The sequence below is a fragment of the Butyricicoccus sp. AM05-1 genome (genome assembly GCF_003474415.1).
GTDB lineage: Bacteria > Bacillota > Clostridia > Oscillospirales > Butyricicoccaceae > Agathobaculum > Agathobaculum butyriciproducens.
This window is the reverse complement of record NZ_QUDG01000003.1, coordinates 232,927-255,880: the sequence shown is the minus strand read 5'-3', so window position 1 is coordinate 255,880 and position 22,954 is coordinate 232,927. Positions and strand designations below refer to the sequence as shown.

The following is a 22,954-nucleotide window of genomic DNA, read 5'->3' as shown; positions in this document are numbered from 1 at the left end:
AGCCGCTGTGGTGTTTCCGCAGCGGCTTCTCAAGTCGTTAGAATTTATGCCTCAGGCGTTTCCTCTACGCGGGTAACTGCGATAGAGAGATCGTCCAGCTGCTTGTCATCTACGATATCCGGGCAGTTCATCATCAGGTCGGACGCGTTCTGAACCTTCGGGAAGGCGATCACGTCGCGGATGGAATCCAGACCGGCGAGCAGCATGCACAGACGATCCAGACCGTAAGCCAGACCACCGTGCGGAGGTGCGCCGTAGGAGAACGCAGTGATCAGGTGACCGAACTGCTCCTTGGCCTTTTCCTCGGTGAAGCCGAGGGCCTCGAACATCTTGGTCTGCAGCTCGGGATCGTGGATACGAATGGAGCCGCCGCCCAGCTCACAGCCGTTGAGGATAATGTCGTAAGCCTTGGCACGAACCTTGGCCGGATCGGTGTCCAGCAGCGGGATATCCTCGTCCATCGGTGCGGTGAACGGATGGTGCATGGCAACGAGGCGGTTCTCCTCCTCGCTGTACTCGAACTGCGGGAACTCGGTGACCCACAGCAGCTTGAAGTCGTCCTTCTTAGCCAGACCCAGGCGCTTAGCCAGCTCGCAGCGCAGCGCGCCCAGAGCCACAGCGGCGGTCTGCCAGTTTGCGTCGGCAACAACGAACAGCAGGTCGTTCTCCTTTGCGCCTGCACGCTCCTTGATGGCCGCAATCTCGTCCTCGGACAGGAACTTGGCAAACGAAGAAGTCATGCTGCCGTCCGCGGCAATCTTCATCCATGCCAGACCCTTTGCGCGGTAGGTCTTGACGAACTCGCCGAGCTTGTCGATCTCCTTGCGCGGGAACTTGTCCGCATAGCCGTTTACGTTGATGAGACGAACCGTGCCGCCGTTCGCTACGGTGTCCTTGAACACCTTGAACGAGCAGTCCCCCGCGATGTCGGAAATATCCTTGATCTCAAAGCCGAAGCGAACGTCCGGCTTGTCCGAGCCGTACTTGTCCATTGCATCCTGCCAGGTCATGCGCGGCAGCGGCAGCTGAATGTCAACATCGAGCACTTCCTTGAATACGCGCTGGAGGAAGCCCTCGTTGACGGCGATAACATCGTCCTGCTCAACGAACGACATCTCAAGGTCGATCTGGGTGAACTCCGGCTGACGGTCGGCACGCAGGTCCTCGTCGCGGAAGCAGCGGGTGATCTGAATGTAACGGTCCATGCCGGACAGCATGAGCAGCTGCTTGTACTGCTGCGGGGACTGCGGCAGAGCGTAGAACTTGCCCGGATGTACACGGGACGGCACGAGGTAGTCGCGCGCGCCCTCCGGGGTGGACTTGGTCAGCATCGGGGTCTCGATCTCGAGGAAGCCGTGCTCGTCGAAGTAGTTGCGGGCAACCTGCGTTACGCGGTGGCGCAGCATCAGGTTCTTCTGCATGGACGGACGGCGCAGGTCAAGGTAGCGGTACTTCAGACGGATCTGGTCACCGACCTCCTTGGTGTCGTCAATCTCAAACGGGGTGGTCTCCGCCTTGGACAGAATGCGGATGTCCTCGGCAATAATTTCGACCTCGCCGGTCGGCATCTTCTTGTTGATGGCAGCCGCGTCGCGGGCCACCAGCTTGCCCTTTACCGCTACAACGAACTCGGTGCGGCAGGTGAAGGCAATGTCGAACAGGTCAGCATTGACCGACTTGTCAAAGGTGCACTGTACAATGCCCGCGCGGTCGCGCAGCAGCAGGAACAGTACGCCGCCGTTGTCGCGCACGCGGTCAACCCAGCCGTTTACGGTAACGGTCTGACCGGCGTGCTCCAGGCGAAGCTCGCCGCACATATGCGTGCGCTTCATGCCTGCAATAGATGTGTTATTCATGTTTATCAATCCTTATTACTAAGATTTCGGCTGTCGCGAAACTACAGTTTCGCCGACAAGCAGGAACGGACCGTGGGCCGTTCCAAAGTCGTCCGAAAGTTCCTGTGCAGAAACTTTCTCCCTCTTAGGGTATAAAAACCGTGATACATGCTCCCGGTTTTTATGAATTTGCAGAGCAAATTCTATTTAATACGCGCTGTCGCGCGGATTAGCTGAGATATGGATAATTTAAGTTACTCATTGTCTGTATTCTTCATCGCCGGACGAACGTGCTCATAATAGCCGAGAAAGACCATAATCGCAAACAGAATGATGCCGACGAAGGCGATAAGGAACGGTATCGATGCACCCGTATTGGTAAAGATAGAAAGCAGCATCAGCGAAACAATGATACCAAGCATACCCGTAATCATGAGAATACCGCCGTAAACAAGCTGTTTCATAAACAATCCCTCCATATTCAGTTGAAAATCCTATCCTTGGAGTAAATAATTACTAATTACGAACTCCTAATTCGACAAGTTTACTTGTCGCAAATGACCTTGCCTGCGTTCTTCTTCGCCAGACCGTCATGAATCAGCTTAGCTGCCTCGTCAAGCGAAACCTTGACCTGCTCGCCGCTTTCCATATCCTTGACAGCGACCACGCCCGCGTTAATCTCATCCTCGCCGAGGAAGATAACGAACGGAATGTCCAGCTTGTCGGCGTAGCCGATCTTGTGCTTGAACTTCTTCTGCTCGCTGTACAGCTGGGTGCGGATGCCCGATTCACGCAGAGCGGTAGCGGTCTTGATAGCGGCGCCCATGTCGTCGGTCATCGGCAGGATGAGCACGTCCGCCGGTGCCTTGTTCATCTGGTCGTTCAGGTAGCCCTGCTCACCGAGAACGTAGAACAGACGGGTCAGACCGATGGAAATGCCCACGCCCGGCAGCTGCTTGTCGGTGTAGTACTCGGCGAGGTTGTCGTAACGGCCGCCCGAGCAGATGGAACCGATTTCCGGATGGTCGAGCATAGCGGTCTCGTAAACGGTGCCGGTGTAGTAGTCCAGACCGCGGGCAATGGTCAGGTCGATCTCAAAGTGGTCAGCCGGAACGCCGAACGCCTGCATATAGGTTGCAACCGTTTTCAGCTCCTCTGCGCCGAGGTCGAATACCTCGTTCTTGCCCTTGTAGCTCTCCAGCGCCGCGAGGATACCCTCGGTGCCGCCCGGCGTCTCGATGAACTTCAGCAGCTCGTCAGCCGTAGCAGCTTCCACGCCGAAATCTTCGACCAGAATGGTCTTTACCTTCTCTGCGCCGATCTTCTCCAGCTTGTCGATGGTGCGCATCACGTCGCCGGCCTTCTCGGTCAGACCGAGGATAGCGAAGAAACCGTTAAGCACCTTGCGGTTGTTGATGCGGATCTTGAAGCGCTCGAGGCCCAGGGAGGTGAACGTCTTGTAGATGATGCTCGGCACCTCGGCCTCGTTGATGATATCCAGCTTGCCGTCACCGATGACGTCGATGTCCGCCTGATAGAACTCGCGGAAACGGCCGCGCTGTGCGCGCTCACCGCGGTAAACCTTGCCGATCTGGAAACGGCGGAACGGGAAGGTCAGCTCGCCGTAGTGCTGGGCAACATACTTTGCCAGCGGTACGGTCAGATCGAATCGCAGGGACAGGTCGCTGTCGCCCTTGGTGAAGCGGTAGATCTGCTTTTCAGTCTCTCCGCCGCCCTTGGCAAGCAGCACCTCGGAGGACTCGATCAGCGGGGTATCCAGCGGATAGAAGCCGTACAGCGCATAGGTTTCGCGCAGTACCTGCATGATGCGCTCCATCTGCACCTGCGGTGCCGGAAGCAGCTCCATAAAGCCGGATAAGGTTCTGGGTTTTACTTTTTCCATAACTATTTTGATTCTCCTCAAGACAGACGTATGCACCGAATTGGCGTACCCGATCCGGTGCAACGAATGCTATTGTTTATTTTTTGTTCTTCGGGTTGACAATATTACGCCAATCCAGATCACCGCGATCCAGACCGAGGATGAGCATTTCAGCGGTTGCCGAGTTGGTTGCAATCGGGATATTGTGCATGTCACACAGGCGGGAAATCGCATGGACGTCCGGTTCGTACTGTGCGTTGGACATCGGATCACGGAAAAACAGCACGAGGTCGATCTCGTTGTAGGCTACGCGCGCGGAGATCTGCTCCTCGCCGCCCTGCATACCCGCAAGGCACTTGTCGATTTTCAGACCGGTAGCTTCTTCAACAAACTTGCCGGTGGTGCCGGTGGCACAGATGTTATGCTTTGCAAGAATACCGCAGTATGCCATGCAAAATTGTACCATCAGTTCTTTTTTGCGGTCATGTGCGATCAGTGCTATATTCATCAGGAATAACCCCTTTCCTGTATATTCATTTTGAGATTACTTACAATTTAAGTGGAATACGCTCGCCGTTGAGCCGCCGGGCGATATTCATAAAGGCGCGAGCCGCGCCCGTGTGCTTGACGGCATGAATGCTCCTGCCGCTGTTGCTGCACGAAATGAGGTCCACATCCTCGGGCACGAGACCGAGCAGGGGAAGCCCCGCTTCGTCCATCGCGTCGTCGATGTTGCCGGATTTGCCGTGGCTGATGAGCTGCGGACGCACGCGGTTGAGCACCATGCGGATGCGCTGGATGCAGTATTCCTCCTCCAGCTTGCGGGCGCAGCGTTCCGCGCCGCGGACACACACGCGGTCGGTCGAGGTGACGATGATCGCCTGCGTGGCAATATGCGCCAGAAAGGAAAGCTCAGCCGGCAGTCCGGCGGGACCGTCGATCAGCAGGTAGTCGAACCCGGCCTCCTCGGCCTGCACAGCCAGCTGCTCCATGCCGCGCTCGCTGAGAGCGGGAAGCGCCACCGGTGCAGTGAGTAAGTACAGCGTTTTCATATCCGGATGGCACGCCATGGCATCCGCGAGGGGAACCGCGCCGCCTGCCACATCGGCAAACGAGTAGACCACCCGGTCGGACATGCCGAGCACGATATCCAGATTGCGCAGACCGCAGTCGCCGTCAATCAGCAGCACTTTGCTGCCAAGCTGCGCGAGAGCCGCGCCTACGCCCGCTGTAAGGGAAGTTTTTCCTGTGCCGCCCTTACCGGACGCAACAAGAATCACCTTCAACATACCGCCTCCGAAAGAAAACCTTATTTAAGGCAATACCGCATAATTAAAGCTGCGGCGCTTTGCGGAAATTTTGTGCCCTGACTTTGTTGCGATTTCACGGTAATACATCAAGTATTACCGCAAAACCGTGCCTTGTCAGAACGCAAAATTTGCTCGCAAATCGCTCTTGTTCAATTATGCGGTATTGCCTTAAGGCAATACCGCATAAATCTGCAGATTCGCCTACAAGTGTATTATAAACTAACAGCGGGCGGTTTACAAGCGTTCATCGCGAATTTTTTGACGAAAACTTCAAATGGCACCGGGTTTGGAAAGAAAAAACCCGGCAAAATCACATTTGCCGGGCTTAGGCTGCCGCGAAACTGCAGTTTCGCTTACAATTGTTTTATCGAATCAGGGTGTTCTCCGCCTGACGGGAGGCTGCGCTGTCTGACTTGCCGATGGAGAAATACTCATCGAGCATATCACGCACGATCGGCGCAACGTAAGCGCCGTGGCCTGCGCCTTCACCGACCACGCAGATAACGATCTGCGGGTTGTCAAAGGGTGCAAACGCGATGAACAGACCGTTGTCGAATGACTCGCCGTTCTCGAACATCTCGGCCGTACCGGTCTTGCCGCCGACCTTGATGGGGTAGTCTGCGAAAACGCTGCCTGCGGTACCGCCCTCGTCGGTAACCTCGCTCATGCCCTGCATGACAAGCTCACGCGTGGCATCCGAAATGTCGATCTTGCCGCGCACCTCGGATTCATCGGTTTTCATGAAGCTGCTGTAATCGTAGCTTTTGATGCTTTTGACGAGCGTCGGCTTGTACAGCGTGCCGCCGTTTACAATCGCGGAAACATAGTTTGCCAGCTGCAGCGGCGTAAAGCCGTTATCCGACTGACCGATCGCTGCGTTCAGATCATCGCCGCCCTGCCATTCGCGGATCGCCGGGTCGGCCTTGCGCTGCTGCTCACGGTAGGTCGGGCCTGCCGCCTGACCGGTGGTTTCACCGACCTCGATGCCGGTCGCCGTGCCGAGACCGAACTTCTTAGTCCATTGCTCGAGGTGCTCACCGGTCAGCTTCTGACCGACCGTGTAGAAGAACGTATTGCACGAGTATTTGAGCGCATCCGTGACGTTGAGCGTCATGGGCGTGTCGTGGTTGTTGCAGCGGAAGGTCTGTCCGCCGTACTCGTAGGTGCCGGTGCAGGTAACGTAGGTGTCGCCGGAGATGATGCCTTCCTCCAGACCCGCGATGGCGGTCACCATCTTAAAGGTGGAACCCGGCGGGTACACACCCGAGGTTGCACGGTTTACCTCCGGATGGCGGCTGTCCGCCTGGATGGAGGCGTAGTTTTTGTTGTAGTTTGCCAGATCGTAGGTCGGGTAGGACGCCATCGCGAGCACCTCGCCTGTGTTCGGGTCGAGCGCAACAGCCGCGCCGCCCTTGCCGTAGGCAGACAGATTGCTTTCCAGCGATTTCTCGGCGACTTCCTGCAGGTCAAGGTCAATCGTGGTGATAACATTGTCGCCCGGCTTGGGAGCCGTAGCGGTGGTTTGCTCTGCAATTGCCGAACCGCCAAGGTCGGTCTCCACCGTGCGGGAGCCTGCCGTGCCGTGCAGGTAGGACTCGAGCGCGCTCTCCAGACCGGATTTGCCAATGAGATCGCTCATCTGGTAGCCTGCCTTGTCCTTGTAGGGACCACCGTTTTTGTCGGAATTCCACTCGTCGGAGGTCAGGGAGCCGATCGTGCCGAGCAGGTGCGCGGCGGTGGCGGTGTCGTACTGGCGGACGGCTTCGCTCTGGATTTCAATGCCCTGAAAATCCGCGCTGTGCTCCTTGATATAGGCGATCAGGTCCATCGGCACATTGTCCGCGAGCGTGTAGGTCGCCTGATTGCTGAAGCCGACCGTGCGCATGCTGTAATAGATGCCGACCATCGTGCGGGCGTCCGCAAGCGAGAGATCGGTCGGCATGCCGAGGTTTTTCTCCATATAGGCGCGCATGGCATTGATAAACTCGGTCGGGGAGACCAGCTTGGTCGCATCCACCTGCGCTGCCTGATCAATGATGTTGCCGTTTTCGTCGGTCTTGGGGTCGGTCTCGCTCGCCTGCTTGGCAGCGTCTACGGCCGCCGTAACCGCATCCAGACCAAGCGACTTGGCGCTGTCCTTCATATAACCCGATAATTCGGTCAGCGATGAGCTGTTGTAGGTGAACGGCGCGGACTGCGTGATCGGCAGCCGGTCGTTGATGGACGGAATCGTCGCCGTGTCCGCAGAAACCGCCTGCGCGGTGTCGGTCGGGGTGTCCGAGGACGTATCCGTGCTGTCTGCGGCATCCGCAGAGGTGTCACTCGAGGTATCGGTGGCAGCAGCCGTCTTTGCGGCATTCTGCTTGGCGGTCGCGTCCACGGCTGCGGTCTGGATACGGTGCGTCAGATCGAGCAGGGTATCAAACCGCTTGTCGTTGCCGTCCCAGAAGGACGAGTAGATGAGCACGAGCGAAAAGCCGGTGTTGTTGGTGACGAGCGGTCTGCCATAGCGGTCGAGGATCTCACCGCGGGCTGCGGAAACCGTAGACGTGGTGGTGAGAAACTCCGCCGAGCGGCGGACATACTTTTCGCCGCTCAAAATCTGCAGCTGGAATAACTGCGAGAGCGCCACACCGCTGCACAGCAGCAGCAGTCCGCACAGCGCGAGCAGACGGCGAAGCAGTTGAGGTTTATTTAACATGGGGAAGTGCTCCTTTCCGCAAAGGGTCAGCGGCTGCGCTTGCGGGATTTGCCGCTGAGCCTGCGCAGCGGCAGGTAAACGATAAAGCAGAACAGGCAGGTCAGCACCGTACCAACGGCAAGCTGCCGCAGGACGATCAGGAAGGACGCGCCTGCATGCATCAGCGAGAAGAGATACCGCAGCAGACCGAGCAGCACACACTCAAACGCCGTAAGGATGAGCATGGAAATATAATTGCGGGTGAGCAGTCTCTGGCAGAGTTTTCCGGCGGCATAGCCGAACAGCAGGAAAAACAGGGGATAGAGACCGTCCACGCCGGTGAAGCTGAGGTCATAGCAGATGCCGACCGTCACGCCGGTAACAGCCGCCTCCGCCGGACCGCCGAGCAGCGCGGCTGCCGTGACGAGTGCGGGCAGCAGATCGACCGCAGAGCCGAAAATGCGCATGCCGCCGAACGTGCCGGTCTGCAGCGCGAAGATAATCACCGAAAACAGCACATACACGATCAGCTTCGGGATGGAAATATGTTCTCTCTGCATGGCTTACTCCGCTGTGTCCGTGTATTCGGTGATGATGGAAACCGAGGAAACGCTGTCCACGCTGACAAACGGCTTGATGACCGCATAGTAGGACAGACCGCTTTCCTCCGGCTGCACGCTTTCCACCGTGCCGATGAGGATGCCCTTGGGGAATACACCGCCGCGTCCCGAGGTCTCGACTGTATCGCCGACGACCACCTTGGAGTCCTCGCGCAGATAGGACAGGCGAAGTGCACCGCGTGTCATCAGGTTATAGTCGCCCTCCGCAATGGCGGTCTCGCGCGTGCGGGTGACAAGCGCGCCGCACTGCATTTTCGGGTCGGTGATGGAAGTCACCTCGCAGGTGTTGTCGGTCACCTCGCTGACAAAGCCGAGCATGCCGTCCACGGTCGTTACAAGATCGTCCTTGTTGACGCCGCTCGAGCTGCCCTTGTCCAACGTCAGCGTATCCGCCCAGTCGCCCGGACTGCGGGCGATGACCTCGGCGCTGACCGTGGTGGTGGTGCGGGTGTTCTCCGGCTGCCCAAGCTGAGAGCGCAGCTGGTTGTTTTCCTCGAGCGCGATCTGTGCGTCACGCACAAGCTGTGCATTGTCGCTGATTTGCTGCTTGAGCTGCTCATTCTCGGCTTTGAGTGCATCAAACTCGGTGAAATAATCCAGTCCCTTGCTGAAAAAGTGTCCGACACCGGTGCCGAACTGCTGAAACGGCCGGACAACCGCACCGGCGGCTCTCGTGATCGGCGAGGAATTGCCGCTGATGCCGCTGTACACCGCGGAGAGAATGCACAGCAGAATGACGACTGCCGCACCGATCAGGAGCGGAGAGCCGACTTTATGACGTCGTCGCAAAACGAATCTTCCTTTCATAATGTTGCACTGAAATGTGGAATTTCAGCAGGTAAATGCGGCTTACACCGCATGAATATCGCGCAGAATGGTATAAAGCGGAGCCACAGGCAGACCCATGACGCTGTAATAGTCGCCCTCGATGCCCTTGATGAGCAGTGCGCCGTGGCCCTGAATGCCGTAGGCGCCGGCCTTGTCGAGCGGCTCTCCGGTGGCGAGGTAGGCGGCAAGCTCGTCCTCCGCAAAATCGCGGAAGGTGACGCGCGTGCAGGTGTGCAGCGTGTGCGCCCCGCCGTCCGGCGTGAGCACGGCAAGTCCGGTCAGCACCTCGTGGGTGCGTCCGCGCAGACGGCGGAGCATGGAAGCGGCCTCGCCCGCGTCCTTCGGCTTGCCGAGGCGCAGTCCGTCGATCGTGACCATGGTATCCGAGCCGATGCACACGGCGTTCGGGTGCTGCGCCTGCACAGCCTCGGCCTTGAGGCGGGAAAGACGGGTGACTTCCTCACTGAGCGGCGCATCCCGCAGGGTTTCGTCCGCATCGGCAGGGCAGACCGTAAAGTGTTCGGTGATAAGGCTCAGAAGCTCCTTGCGCCGCGGCGAAGCGGACGCTAAAACGATCTCCATTATTCGACTCCTCTTTTATATAATCCGTTGGTAAATTCGCCGTCCAGCGGTGCGCCGGACAGGAACGCGCGGGCAATCCGCACACATTCCTCGGGCGATTCGATGGTGAACTGCAGACGCGCGGTCTGTACGCCCAGACGGGCGAAATCCTCGCGCAGACACAGCGGACGGCTGTTCAGCAGCGTGTTGCGGCAGCCGAATTCGTTCAGCAGCGGGAAACGCTCCTTGCGGCGGTCGGTGAGGTACGTCACGCCGTTCTGGCACGAGCACTTGCCGCCGTGCTGACGGCGAATGGCGCAGTTTTCAAAGATCATCAGCGGCAGACGGCCGTAGACGATCAGGTCGGTTTCGAGCGGACCGCGCATATCTCGAATCTGCGCCAGACGAGCCTCGAACGAAAGCGTCTGGCGGGAAACGCCCATTTCAGCCAGTGCGCTCAGCGTTTTGCTGTTGTAGGCGTTCAGACCGAAATCGCCGTGCACGGTAAAGCCCAATCTCTTTGCAAGCGGGATATGACCGATGTTTCCTGCGAGAACCGTGTCGGTTCCTCGGCTCATGGCTTCGCCGAGCAGCATCTCGATCTGCGGCTGCTCGTTGTCCGAGAACACGCGCGGCAGGATGGCGGGCAGTCCGGTCTGCGCTGCAACTTCAAGCGGGACGTAAACGGTCTCCAGACCAAGCTCGCGCAGCGCATCTGCCTGCGCCTTGGTGCGCACGGCTGCGGTGTAGCCGCGGAAGCCCTCGCGGGCAGCGGCCTCGTCGTCGCGCGGCAGCACGCTGCCGTGCAGCCAGTCGCGGGAGGGCGCAACGCCGCGTTTTGCCAGCAGAAGGTCGAGTGCGTCGCGGCGCATGCCGTTCATCACGGACGCCGGGATCATCAGGCCGTCCTGCACCTCGATACGCATATTCTCAATATAAAACGGCGTGCCGCCGGTCTTTCTGAGCGATTTTTCGATCATCTCCGGTGTGGTCGGGCGGTTCTGCGCCTGCTCTACCGGCATGACGACCGAAACGCCGTCCGCGCTGAGCACCGCGCCGGTGTCCTTGCGGGCGGTAAAGCAGAGGGAAACCGGCACGAGCGGTGCCTCCTTGCCCTCGGCAAAGCGATGCGCGGCCTCGTCATAGAGTTTCTTTACCTCGTTCATCGGCACATCGGTCTTGGTGCCGAACATGCTGTTGCCCAGTTTGCCGGTGTAGTAGCCGTCGGTGAAGCCGTCGCGCGAGAACACGCGGCGCAGAATGTCGCGCTCCTCGGCGGTCGGCCTGCGGTGCTCACGGAGCAGGTCGGAGTAGACCTTGGTTACAATAGCGGCGTACTCCGGACGCTTCATGCGGCCCTCGATCTTGAGCGAGGACACACCCCAGTCGGACAGCTCGGCAACATGTCCGGCGAGCATGAGATCCTTGAGCGACAGCGGATAGCCGCCGCTGTACGGCAGGCGGCACGGCTGTGCACACAGACCGCGGTTGCCCGAGCGCTGACCGATCACGGCGGACAGGTAGCACTGACCCGAGTAGCACATGCACAGCGCACCGTGCACGAACACCTCGGTCTCGACACCGGCCTGCTCGGTGATGAGTTTGATCTCCTCGCGGGAGCATTCCCGGCTGAGCACCACGCGCGAAAAGCCGATGTCGCGCGCCTGCTTTGCTGCGTCGAGCGTGTGAATGGTCATCTGCGTGGAGGCGTGCAGCGCGAAATCCGGCGCGTGTGCGTGGATGAGCCGCGCCAGTCCCAAATCCTGAATGATGAGCGCGTCCGCGCCTGCTTCGTACAGGAACTTTGCGTCCTCGAGTGCGTCCTCAAGCTCGCGGTCGCCGGCAAGAATGTTGAGCGTAATATTGGTTTTTACGTCGCGTGCGCGGCAGTAGGCGATGGCATCCGCCATCTCGTCATGCGAAAAGCCCTGTGCGTTGCGGCGTGCGTTGAACATGCCGAAGCCCATATAGACCGCGCCTGCACCGGACTGCACAGCGGCGCGAATGCCCTCCGGCGAACCGGCGGGAGCAAGAAGTTCTACTTTATTCCTCATTTGCGGTTGTGATTCGGGTGCTTGCCGTTATTCTGCGCCTGCCGGTCGCGCAGTGCGGCAAGCTCGGCTTCGAGGGCACGGCATTTTGCCTCAGCGGCTTCGGCGGCAGACTTGGCCTTGATGTAATCATCCGCCAGCGTGATCGTTGCCAGTGCCAGCGCGCGTGTGGATGCGAACGACGGCGAGCCGCCGCAGTGCGCCACGGTCTGGCGTGCCAGCTCGGCTACCTCATTCATATAGTCCGCGCTCTCGTCGGAGACCAGATTGTATTTTTGACCGGCAATATGAAGAACCATGCGGTTTGCCATAACGGGTCCCTTCCTTTCATTATAATATATATGCGGACAGCGCCGCTGAAAAGCGGTACTGTCGAATTTGGGCATAAGAAGATAAGATATAGTATAGCACAATATGACGGGTTTTGAAATAAAAATTCTGTGCAAACGATAAAAATCTCCGTATAAAATTTTCACAATGTGTATAAAGTGTAAAAGATTTGTGTTCGGCTTGTCTCTCGCGTTTTAGTGTGATAAAATGTGTATATTGGCGGAAGTCCGGGAAAAGGCTTCCACGTTATCTTTTGGAGGTCATTTTTATGCTGAACATGAACGAGGTCCGGCGTATTGTCGTCAAGGTCGGCTCCTCGACGCTGACTTATGACAACGGCAAGCCGAATATCCGCCGTATCGAGCGTCTGGTACGCACGATTAGCGACCTGCAGAACCGCGGCTTCGAGATGGTGCTCGTATCCTCGGGTGCGGTGGCGGTCGGCACGGCAAAGCTCGGTCTGGCGGAGAGACCGAAGGAGCTGTCGGTCAAGCAGGCGGCAGCGGCTGTCGGGCAGTGCGAGCTGATGCACATTTACGATAAGATGTTTCTGGAATATGGCATTAACGTGGCGCAGATCCTGCTGACGCGCGAGAATATCGTCGATGACGACCAGCGCACCAACATCCATAACACGTTTACCGCGCTGACCAAGATCGGCGTTGTGCCCATCATCAACGAGAACGACACGGTTGCAACCGCCGAGCTGAAGCATATCGAGAACTTCGGCGATAACGATACGCTGTCCGCGGTTGTGGCACGCATGTGCGATGCCGATCTGCTGGTTATCTTCTCGGATATCGACGGCCTGTACGACTCCAACCCGCGCACCAACCCGCAGGCCAAGCTGATTAACCACGTCGGCAAGATCGACGCAAAAATCCGCCGTATGGCGGGCGGCGCCGGTTCCGCGCACGGCACGGGCGGCATGGCGACCAAAATCACTGCCGCAGAGCTTTGCATGGACGCAGGCATTCCAATGATGGTCGCCAACGGCGATAAGCAGGGACTTTTGTACGATATTGTGGACGGTAAGCCGGTCGGTACGTTATTCCAGAGAGAACACTAACGTAACCGTAGGGCGCGACGACTCGGCGCGCCGTTTCTAACGAATTGCAGATGGTTTACAGCGGCGTGCCGAGGTCGTCACGCCCTACAAGATAAATTGTGCAGATTATGAGGTGAATATATAATGAGAACGCTTATGCAGATTGCCGAGGACGCCCGCCGCTCCAAGTACGCGGTGGCGAAGCTCGGCACGAACGACAAAAACCGCGGCATTCTCGCCATTGCGGACACGCTGATGGCACATGCGGACGAGATCATCGCGGCAAACAGGATTGATATTGAAAACGGCAGAGCGGCAGGTCTGAACGACGGCCTGATCGACCGTCTGATGCTGGACGAAAAGCGCATTGCGGGCATTGCCGAAGGCTGCCGTCAGGTGGCGGCGCTGCCCGACCCGGTCGGTGAGGTGCTTTGGATGCATAAGCGTCCGAACGGCCTGAACATCGGTCAGAAGCGCGTGCCGATGGGTGTGATCGGCATTATCTACGAGGCTCGTCCGAACGTCACCGTGGATGCGGCTGTGCTGTGCTTCAAGGCCGGCTCGGCGTGCATTCTGCGCGGCGGCAAGGAGGCGTTCCAGTCCTCCATGTGCCTGACCAGACTGATGCGCGCAGCGCTGGCGGCCGAGGGTCTGCCGGAGAACGCTATCAATCTGGTGGAGGACACCAGCCGCGACACCGCAACCCAGATGATGAAGCTGAACGGCTATCTGGATGTGCTGATTCCGCGCGGCGGCGCAGGACTGATCCGCTCGGTTGTCATGAACGCGACCGTGCCCGTCATCGAGACCGGCACGGGCAACTGCCACGTTTACGTTGATGCGACTGCCGACCTTGAAATGGCGAAGAATATTCTCGTCAACGCCAAGTGCCAGCGCCCGAGCGTATGCAATGCGGCGGAAAGCCTGCTCGTCCACAAGGACGTTGCGGAGAAATTCCTGCCGATGGCGGCAGAGGGTCTGGCACCCGAGCATGTGGCAATTCACGGCTGTCCGCGCACGATGGACATCCTCGGTGACAGCATTGCACCCGCAACCGATGAGGATTACGGCAGAGAATACCTCGGCTACGAGATTTCGTGCAAGGTGGTCGATTCGCTGGACGAGGCCATTGAGCATATCAACCGCTTTAACACCGGTCACTCGGAGTGTATCGTCACCCGGGATTACGATGCGTCGCAGCGATTTTTGGAGGAAGTGGACGCGGCGGCTGTCTACGTCAACGCCTCTACGCGCTTTACCGATGGCTTTGAATTCGGTTTCGGCGCTGAAATCGGCATTTCGACCCAGAAGCTGCACGCACGCGGTCCGATGGGTCTGACCGCGCTCACCACCACCAAGTATATCATTTACGGAAACGGACAGGTGCGATAATGGATAAAACGATGGAGAAGGAATACAAGTGGCGTGCCGACGAAAAGCTGCTCGGTCAGGCGCTGCTATGGGCTTCCTCGCGGATTGGCAGCCAGAGCCGAACCATCAACATGGAATCCAGCTATTTTGACACGGCGGACGGACTGCTGAAGGAACATCAGGCGGCACTGCGTCTGCGCCGCGAGAACGACCGCAGCGTGTGCTGCATGAAGCTGCGCAACACGGATACGCCGGACGGCATGCGCGCCCACGAGGAGTACCAGTGCGAGGCGGTCTCTCTGCTGGATGGTCTGCGCCGACTGCCCGAACTTGGCGCACCGAATGACCTGTGCGAGCGGGCGCTGGCAGCCGATCTGCAGGAAATCTGCACGGTTTCGTTCCGCCGGTGTGCGGTTCTGCTGCAGGAGGACGACACCGTGTGCGAAATGGCGCTTGACGAAGGCGAACTGCGTCATAACGGTAAAGCGGCGCCGCTGTGCGAGATCGAACTTGAGTATGTCGCAGGCAGTGAGGATACCTTCCACGCGCTTGCCGCAGAGCTGGCGCAGCAGCTTGACCTCGTGGTTGAGCCGACCAGCAAGCTGGCGAGAGCGATGGCGCTGTAAATTTCGCTTTACAAGACGGCTCCTATACAGTATAATGGGAACTGCAATAGGGGAATGAGGTTCTCCCTTGGACGAACGTCCTAAACCGCTTTCGAAGCTGATGACTTCTGCGTACTAAATTTACGCAGTAGCCATCGGCTTTTCTGCGTTTTAGGGAGGAAAAAACTATGCTTACTTCACTCGCACTCGTATTTCTGCTCGGTCTGGCTGCGGCGGCACTGTGCAGCCGGATTGGTCTGCCGCGCATCATCGGCATGCTCCTCGTGGGCATTCTGATAGGCCCGTATGTGCTGAACTGGCTGGACGATTCCATTTTGTCCATCTCGTCCGACCTGCGGCGGATGGCGCTCATCATTATTTTAATTAAAGCAGGTCTGTCACTCGATTTGTCCGACCTCAAGCGGGTGGGACGTCCGGCGGTCATGATGGCGTGCGTGCCCGCAAGCTGTGAGATTCTGGCGTTTTTCCTGCTCGCGCCGCACATTCTGGGCATCAACCGGATAGAAGCGGCCGTCATGGGTGCCGTGCTCGGCGCGGTATCTCCGGCGGTGGTTGTGCCGAGAATGGTACAGCTGATGGAAGAAAAGCGGGGAACCGGGCAGGGCATTCCGCAGATGATACTGGCGGGCGCGTCCTGTGACGATATTTATGTGATCGTGCTGTTCTCGACCTTTGTCGGCATGGCACAGGGCGGCAGCGCGAACGTGATGGACTTCGTGAACATCCCGGTTTCCATCGTGCTGGGCGTGGTGCTCGGCGCGGCGGTCGGACTGCTGCTGCATCTGTTCCTCGAAACCGCGTACCGGCATGGCTGTTACGTCCGCAACAGTACCAAGGTAATCCTGATTCTCGGGCTGTCGTTCCTGCTGATGGCGGTAGAGACATGGCTCAAAGGCATCGTTTCCGTGTCCGGACTGCTGGCCGTTATGAGCATGGCGTGCGTCCTCAAGATCAAAAGTTCGGAAAAAGTCACCAAACGTCTGTCCGCCAAGTTCGGCAAGCTGTGGATCGCTGCTGAGGCGATTCTTTTCGTGCTGGTCGGCGCGGCTGTGGATATCCGCTGCGCGGCACAGGCCGGTGCAGCCGCTGTGCTCATGATCGCGCTGGCGCTCGTGTTCCGCGCGGTCGGCGTGAGCCTGTGCATGCTCGGTACCAGACTGAACCGGAAGGAGCGTCTGTTCTGTGTGATTGCCTATCTGCCGAAGGCAACCGTGCAGGCGGCCATCGGCTCGGTGCCGCTGTCGATGGGTCTGCCGTGCGGACAGCTGGTGCTTTCGGTGGCGGTGCTCGCCATCCTGATTACTGCGCCGCTCGGCGCCATTGGCATCGACCGCACCGCCGGACGCCTTCTCATGCAGGAGAGACCGTCCGATATTGCAGAATGAGGATATGTTGGGTGCGTTTGTGATAACTGCTGTCATTTTTCTTGGCAGAAAATTGTGCAAAGTGTATATTTTTCGCTAAAGATGCAATTTCCTTCGTGAAATCTTGCAAAATTGCACGTTTCCGTGTATAATTAAAGTGAAATTTTAGGAGGGTAAAACATATGACTTTCGACAGCATAATCACAATAGCGGCATTCTGCTGTTACCTGATCTTTATGCTCTGCATAGGCATGTATTTCGTCGGCAAAAACCGCACGACAAATGAGTATTTTCTGGGCGGTCGACAGCTTGGCTCGTGGGTAACCGGCCTGAGCGCACAGGCGTCCGACATGTCCGGCTGGCTGCTGATGGGCCTGCCGGGTGCGGCGTACCTGTCCGGTATTTCCGCAGGCTGGATCGCCATTGGTCTGGCAATCGGCACTTACCTTAACTGGCTGTTTGTTGCCAAGCGTCTGCGCCAGTACACCAAGACCGCAGACGACGCGATTACGCTGCCGCAGTTCTTCAAAAACCGTTTCCACGATGAAAGCGGCTGGATTTCGGTTATTGCAGCGGTGTTCATTCTGGTGTTTTTCCTGTTCTACACCGCGTCCGGCTTTGTATCCTGCGCGAAGCTGTTCTCGTCCGTATTCGGCATCCCGTATCTGGTTTCGCTGGTGATCGGTGCGGTGGTCGTTATCTCGTATACGTTTGCGGGCGGCTTTTTCGCCGTTTGCTGGACCGACTTCTTCCAGGGCATTCTGATGTTTTTCTGCGTGCTCGCGGTTCCGACCATCGCTATCTTCTCGATGGGCGGCCCGACCGAGTTCTTCTCGCAGGTGGAAGCGTTCAATCCGAACTTCCTGAATATGTTCGTTGACGGTGCGACCGGCGTGCCGTATACTGCAATGGGCATTATCTCTCTGCTTGCATGGGGTCTCGGCTACTTCGGTCAGCCGCATATCCTTGTCCGTTTCATGGGTATTTCGTCCCCGCAGGCGATTAAGAAATCGCGCCGCATTGCAACCATCTGGGTGCTGATTTCCCTGACGGCTGCAATCATGATCGGCATTTCCGGCCGCATGTTCCTTGGTGACAGCATTGTCCTGACCGACGGCAACCAGGAGACCATCTATATCAGCATGGTAGCAAAGATCTTCCCGGTATTCATCGCGGGTATCTTCCTGTCGGCTATTCTGGCAGCCATCATGTCCACTGCGGACAGTCAGCTGCTGGTTACCGCATCTGCGCTGACCGAGGACTTCTACCACAACAAGGTTCACAAAAACGCAAGCGAGAAGGAGCTGATGTGGGTCTCCCGCGGCTGCGTTATGGCGGTAGCAATTATCGCTGTTTTGATCGCAACCAACCAGAACAGCACCATCCTTGGTCTGGTATCCTACGCATGGGGCGGCTTCGGCTCTGCCTTCGGTCCGCTGGTTCTGTGTTCGCTGTTCTGGAGACGCACGAACAAGCAGGGTGCGTATGCCGGCATTATCGTCGGCGGCGTGGTCGATCTGGTATGGGCGCAGCTGTCCGGCGGCATCTTCGATCTGTATGAGATCGTGCCGGGCTTTGTGTTCGGTCTGCTTGCTATCGTTGTTGTCAGCCTGCTGACGCCTGCACCGACCAAGGCAGTGACCGATGAGTTCGATTCCTACCATCACTGCGTAGAGTAATCTGCAAAAGCGGAAGTTAAGGCAGCACCGCAAAATTTATTCGCAAATCGCTCTTGTTCAATTATGCGATATTGCCTTAAGAGTAAGTAATGTAAGTAAAGGGAATACCCGATGTGGTACCGCCCGGAATCAATGAGGCGAGGAGGAGACTGCTATGACAAAGCAGACCGGAATTGTAGACCGTTTTGAAGGCGATTCCGTAGTCGTTGAAGTAAACGGCGAAATGGTGAATTTCGACCGTGCCGATGCACCGGCAATGCTGTGCGAGGGCATGGTGGTCATCATCAAGGACGACCGTATCGTTGATATCGACGAGATCGAGACCCAGCGCATGGAAAACGATATGCGCCGTCGATTTGAGCGAATTCTCGGTAAGAATACTGATTGAATACCCCAGTAAAGGAAAGGCAAATACCAATGGAAAAGAAACCCTTTTTGACGCTCCAGCAAGTGCAGGAGATCACCAAAACCTATCCGACTCCGTTTCACATTTACGATGAGAAGGCGATCCGTGAGAACGCCCGCAAGGTAAAGGAAGCATTTGCGTGGAACCCGGGATACAAGGAATACTTCGCTGTAAAGGCGACGCCGACCCCGCGCCTCATCCAGATTCTGCATGAGGAAGGCTTTGGCTGTGATTGCTCCAGCCTGCCTGAGCTGCAGCTCAGCGATGTGTGCGGCGTAAAGGAGCATGACATCATGTTCTCCTCCAACGTCACGCCGGCAGAGGACTACAAGCTCGCATCCGACCTGAACACCATCATCAACTTCGATGATATTACCCACCTCGATTTCTACGACAAGGTAGTAGGCGACTGGAAGGAGACCATGTCCTGCCGCTTCAATCCGGGCGGTGACTTCGTGCTGAACAACTCCATCATGGATACCCCGCAGGAGGCCAAGTACGGCATGACCCGCGAGCAGCTGGTCGAGGCGTTCAAGTACATGAAGCAAAAGGGTGTTAAGCATTTCGGCATTCACGCATTCCTTGCCTCCAACACGGTTGCCAATGCGTACTATCCGGCACTGGCACGCATCCTGTTCCAGCTGGCGGTTGATGTGCAGAAAGAGACCGGCGTGCATATCGCGTTCATCAACCTGTCCGGCGGCGTAGGCATTCCGTACCGTCCGTCGCAGGAGCCGAACGACATTATGGCCATCGGTGAAGGCGTACATCAGGCTTACGACGAGGTTCTTGTTCCGGCCGGCATGGACGATGTTGCCATCTACACCGAGATGGGCCGCTTTATCCTTGGCCCTTACGGCGCTCTGGTTGCCCAGTGCATCCACCAGAAGCATACCTATAAGGAGTATGCCGGTCTGGACGCCTGCGCTGCGAACCTCATGCGTCCGGCGATGTACGGCGCATACCACCATATCACCGTGCTCGGCAAAGAAAACGCGCTGTGCGATCATACCTACGATGTGACCGGCGGTCTGTGCGAAAATAACGACAAGTTTGCCGTTGACCGCAATCTGCCGCAGATTGACATCGGCGATTACGTTTATATCCACGATACCGGCGCGCACGGCTTCTCGATGGGCTATAACTATAACGCAAAGCTGCGTTCCGCAGAGCTGCTGCTTTGCGAGGACGGCTCGGTAGAGATGATCCGCCGCGCAGAGACCCCGAAGGACTACTTTGCAACGTTGGATTTTACCGGACTGTTTGATAATATTAAGTAAGAGCCTTACGCACACAAAAAAGGACCCCTTTGGGGTCCTTTGAGGCTGTCGAAAAACTTCGTTTTCCGAACAGCCTCTCGCTCGAAACCACGCTTTCGAGCGAATCTCGAAGAAAAACCGCGTCCTGCGGACACATTTTTTCTTCCCTTGTATAAATTCCGAGATACATGCTCCCGGAATTTATGAATTTGCAAAGCAAATTCGATTGAATGCGTGCTGCCGCACGAAGCATAAAAATCGAATATTGCTTTTTCGACAAGCTGAAAGGACCCCTTTGGGGTCCTTTTTGCGTTCTGTGGAGTCATTGAGGATTGAAAATGGAGAATGGAAAATGAACGTACAGATGAAACAATGTCTCCGGTTGGGTTTAACATAAGGGGGTTATTGGGGAACGGCGGGGTGAGGGCACCCCCGCCCTACGGATAGTTGTTAAATGATATTAATGGATTATATTCGTAGGTGCCGTCCGTAATAACGAGCCAACGAGTTGCGCGACACGGGTATCCTCCAGAGGACCTTCTCTTGCCCTTCGGGCAATTCACCTTGTGTCGCGCCTGCGTAGAGTAAACCATATGTGTAGCAGTAATGTATCTGGCATTGCATAGAGGTAGGGGAATGGGCGGACACATTGGTCCGTCCCTACGGAAGAAAAAATCCTCTGCCGTTCCTTTATAGTCTCAGTTCTGCAAATTTCGCCGTGCTATCCCAAAGGGAAAGGGGTGAAAATCAGAGGGTGGAAACCGCAGGTGTCTACCCTCTTGTGCCCCTGCCGGGTAGGCAAACCAATGTTAAATGTGTGTAAAGCCTGCGTATTAACGCAATTTTTATTGACAGTACCATGTAAAAACCATATAATTAAAATGTATGCGAATCGTAAAGAAATAATGAAAATGATTATGTAACAAAACGGGAGGAAGCATATGGGTTTTGATGTGCTGTCAATCGTGCAGATGATCGGCGGTCTTGCGCTGTTCATCTACGGTATGACGACAATGGGAAAGGGTTTGGAGCGCGCAGCAGGCTCTAAACTGGAGAAAACACTTGAAAAAATGACGGGCAATGTCGTTACGGCTCTGCTGATGGGCATGGTCGTTACCATGGTCATTCAATCTTCGTCCGCAACGACCGTTATGGTTGTCGGCTTTGTAAACGCCGGTATCATGACGCTCAAGCAGTCGGTCGGCGTTATCCTCGGTGCCAACATCGGTACCACGATTACCGCGCAGATCCTGCGTCTGTCCGGCGGCGAGGGCAGCGGCAGCCTGTTCATGGATCTGCTCAAGCCGAAGAATCTGGCATATATCATCGTGCTTGTCGGCGTAATCATTATGATGATTGCAAAAAAGCGCCGTACCCGCGATATCGCGGATATCTTCACCGGCTTCGGTATTCTGTTCATCGGCATGTCGGTCATGGAGGGCGCGGTTGCACCGCTGGCTGATCTGCCGCAGTTCGCGGATCTGTTCGCTGCTATCTCCAATCCGGTGCTCGGCGTGCTGGTCGGCGCGGGCGTTACCGCGATCATCCAGTCGTCCTCCGCATCGGTTGGTATTTTGCAGGCGCTGTCCACCACGGGTGCGATCACCTATTCGGCTGCTATCCCGATCATCCTCGGTCAGAACATCGGTACCTGTATCACCGCATTCCTGTCCTCGGTGGGCGGCTCCAAGAATGCCCGCCGTACCGCGATGGTACACTTCTACTTCAACCTGATCGGCTCCATCCTGTTCCTGGTCGGCATTTATGCGATTCAGTACACGGTTGGTTTCTCTTTCTGGGATAACGCAATCGACAAGGGCGGCATCGCAAACTTCCATACGCTGTTCAATCTCACCTGTACGGTGCTGTTCCTGCCGTTCACCGGTCTGCTGGTCAAGCTGGCAACGGCGAGCGTGCCCGCAGAGGAGACGCAGGAGGACCCGCTGGCAAAGCTGGAGCCTCGCTTCCTGACCACGCCGTCTCTGGCACTCGATCAGGCGCAGCGCTGCATTGCCGACATGGGCGACACTGCCAAGCAGAATTTCCATCTGGCAACCGACCCGCTGTTCGGCGGCGGGGCTGCAAACGAGGAGATCTTCCACGAGCACGAGGCCTTCCTCGACCGTGCAGAGGTTGAGATTGGCCGTTACCTGACCACCATCCACAACATCCGTTCGGTCGATCAGCGCCGTCAGATGGCCGAGATGATGCACTCGCTGTCTGATTTTGAGAAGATCGGCGACTATGCGCAGAACATCTTCGAGCGTGCCGACGAGTTCCGTGAGGCCGGTCTGTCCTTCTCGCCGAGTGCGATGCAGGAGCTGCACACCATGTGCGAAGCGGTTGCCGAGGTGCTCGACATGACCGTTGACGGCTATGACAATCAGGCTGTTTCGACCGCCCGTATGGTCGAGCCGCTGGAAGAAGTCGTGGATACGATGAAGGAGCGTCTCAAGAGCCGCCACATCGAGCGTCTGGGCCGGAACGAGTGCACCATGCAGACCGGTATCCACTTCCTGGATATTGTGCATGACCTTGAGAAGATCAGCGACCACTGCTCGAATATCGCCATTTATACCATCCAGCTGGCCGAGGGCGCAGCCGAGTTTGATACGCACGCCTACGTCAAGCAGGCGTACAAGGAGACCCCGCAGTTCGCGGAGAAACTCAAATTCTATCAGAATAAGTACCTCACCAAGATTGATGAAGTCGAGGCGATGGAGTAATCAAAAAGAGAGATTGGGAAAACAATCTCTCTGAGGCTGTCGAAAAACTTTGTTTTCCGAACAGCCTCTCGCTCGAAACCACGCTTTCGAGCGAATCTCGAAGAAAAAACGCGTCCTGCGGACACATTTTTTCTTCCCTTGTATAAATTCCGAGATACATGCTCCCGGAATTTATGAATTTGCAAAGCAAATTCGATTGAATGCGTGCTGCCGCACGAAGCATAAAAATCGAATATTGTTTTTTCGACAAGCTAAGAGAGATTGGGAAACCAATCTCTCTTTTTTAATTAGTAGTTAGAAATTAGTAATTATTGCTGCATATGATGAGGCTTTATTGCAGGGCGGGACAAGGTGAATTGCCCAAAGGGCAAGAGAAGG

The 22,954-nt window shown here is 56.8% G+C and carries 19 protein-coding genes and 1 riboswitch; of the genes, 8 read left to right on the top strand and 11 right to left on the bottom strand.

What is annotated here, in order from left to right:
• Window positions 1-44: 44 nt before the first annotated feature.
• The 11 genes from aspS to DW088_RS07190 form a co-directional block, all read right to left on the bottom strand.
• Entirely contained in the window at window positions 45-1,856 is a 1,812-nt protein-coding gene (aspS, locus tag DW088_RS07240) for an aspartate--tRNA ligase (protein ID WP_118360215.1), read from the bottom strand.
• A 233-nt stretch (window positions 1,857-2,089) separates the two neighbouring features.
• Window positions 2,090-2,299, bottom strand: coding sequence for a hypothetical protein (locus tag DW088_RS07235; RefSeq protein WP_116704806.1), 210 nt, complete (start codon window positions 2,297-2,299; stop codon window positions 2,090-2,092).
• An 80-nt stretch (window positions 2,300-2,379) separates the two neighbouring features.
• Entirely contained in the window at window positions 2,380-3,738 is a 1,359-nt protein-coding gene (hisS, locus tag DW088_RS07230; RefSeq protein ID WP_118360214.1) for a histidine--tRNA ligase, read from the bottom strand.
• Between the two features lie 76 nt (window positions 3,739-3,814).
• Window positions 3,815-4,225, bottom strand: coding sequence for a methylglyoxal synthase (locus DW088_RS07225; RefSeq protein WP_110437294.1), 411 nt, complete (start codon window positions 4,223-4,225; stop codon window positions 3,815-3,817).
• A gap of 40 nt (window positions 4,226-4,265) precedes the next feature.
• Window positions 4,266-5,006 carry a nucleotide-binding protein gene (locus tag DW088_RS07220; protein WP_117490997.1) on the bottom strand — a complete coding sequence of 247 codons (741 nt, stop codon included), beginning with the start codon at window positions 5,004-5,006 and terminating at the stop codon, window positions 4,266-4,268.
• 385 nt (window positions 5,007-5,391) lie between these two features.
• Window positions 5,392-7,728 carry a penicillin-binding transpeptidase domain-containing protein gene (locus DW088_RS07215; protein ID WP_118360213.1) on the bottom strand — a complete coding sequence of 779 codons (2,337 nt, stop codon included), beginning with the start codon at window positions 7,726-7,728 and terminating at the stop codon, window positions 5,392-5,394.
• Window positions 7,729-7,754: 26 nt separating this feature from the next.
• Window positions 7,755-8,267 (bottom strand): rod shape-determining protein MreD, encoded by a 513-nt coding sequence (gene mreD, locus DW088_RS07210; protein WP_118285086.1) that lies wholly within the window; start codon window positions 8,265-8,267, stop codon window positions 7,755-7,757.
• 3 nt (window positions 8,268-8,270) lie between these two features.
• On the bottom strand, window positions 8,271-9,116 hold the full coding sequence (gene mreC, locus DW088_RS07205; RefSeq protein WP_158574631.1) for a rod shape-determining protein MreC: 846 nt from the start codon (window positions 9,114-9,116) through the stop codon (window positions 8,271-8,273).
• A 60-nt stretch (window positions 9,117-9,176) separates the two neighbouring features.
• Complete coding sequence (locus DW088_RS07200) at window positions 9,177-9,737, bottom strand: Maf family protein (protein WP_118360211.1); 561 nt, start codon at window positions 9,735-9,737, stop codon at window positions 9,177-9,179.
• Window positions 9,737-11,770, bottom strand: coding sequence for a U32 family peptidase (locus DW088_RS07195; protein WP_118360210.1), 2,034 nt, complete (start codon window positions 11,768-11,770; stop codon window positions 9,737-9,739). Before DW088_RS07195 ends, DW088_RS07200 begins: the two co-directional genes overlap by 1 nt.
• Window positions 11,767-12,078, bottom strand: coding sequence for a cell division protein ZapA (locus tag DW088_RS07190; RefSeq protein ID WP_158574630.1), 312 nt, complete (start codon window positions 12,076-12,078; stop codon window positions 11,767-11,769). The genes DW088_RS07195 and DW088_RS07190 overlap by 4 nt, the downstream gene beginning before the upstream one ends.
• Before the next feature lie 287 nt (window positions 12,079-12,365).
• Between DW088_RS07190 and proB the strand changes: the two genes are divergently transcribed.
• From proB to DW088_RS07150, 8 genes are all read left to right on the top strand, one after another.
• Complete coding sequence (gene proB / locus DW088_RS07185) at window positions 12,366-13,166, top strand: glutamate 5-kinase (protein WP_118360208.1); 801 nt, start codon at window positions 12,366-12,368, stop codon at window positions 13,164-13,166.
• A 123-nt stretch (window positions 13,167-13,289) separates the two neighbouring features.
• Entirely contained in the window at window positions 13,290-14,537 is a 1,248-nt protein-coding gene (locus DW088_RS07180; protein WP_118360207.1) for a glutamate-5-semialdehyde dehydrogenase, read from the top strand.
• Complete coding sequence (locus tag DW088_RS07175; protein ID WP_118360206.1) at window positions 14,537-15,142, top strand: CYTH domain-containing protein; 606 nt, start codon at window positions 14,537-14,539, stop codon at window positions 15,140-15,142. The genes DW088_RS07180 and DW088_RS07175 overlap by 1 nt, the downstream gene beginning before the upstream one ends.
• 41 nt (window positions 15,143-15,183) lie before the next feature.
• Window positions 15,184-15,259, top strand: a riboswitch (Fluoride riboswitch).
• A 50-nt stretch (window positions 15,260-15,309) separates the two neighbouring features.
• Entirely contained in the window at window positions 15,310-16,527 is a 1,218-nt protein-coding gene (locus DW088_RS07170; protein ID WP_118360205.1) for a cation:proton antiporter, read from the top strand.
• A gap of 161 nt (window positions 16,528-16,688) precedes the next feature.
• Window positions 16,689-18,185: a sodium/proline symporter PutP gene (gene putP, locus DW088_RS07165; RefSeq protein ID WP_118360204.1), complete on the top strand. Its 1,497-nt coding sequence runs from the start codon at window positions 16,689-16,691 to the stop codon at window positions 18,183-18,185.
• Window positions 18,186-18,339: 154 nt separating this feature from the next.
• Complete coding sequence (locus DW088_RS07160; protein WP_118360203.1) at window positions 18,340-18,573, top strand: DUF3006 domain-containing protein; 234 nt, start codon at window positions 18,340-18,342, stop codon at window positions 18,571-18,573.
• Window positions 18,574-18,602: 29 nt separating this feature from the next.
• Window positions 18,603-19,871 carry a diaminopimelate decarboxylase gene (locus DW088_RS07155; RefSeq protein ID WP_118360202.1) on the top strand — a complete coding sequence of 423 codons (1,269 nt, stop codon included), beginning with the start codon at window positions 18,603-18,605 and terminating at the stop codon, window positions 19,869-19,871.
• A gap of 920 nt (window positions 19,872-20,791) precedes the next feature.
• Window positions 20,792-22,576 carry a Na/Pi cotransporter family protein gene (locus DW088_RS07150; protein ID WP_118360201.1) on the top strand — a complete coding sequence of 595 codons (1,785 nt, stop codon included), beginning with the start codon at window positions 20,792-20,794 and terminating at the stop codon, window positions 22,574-22,576.
• Window positions 22,577-22,954 lie beyond the last annotated feature (378 nt).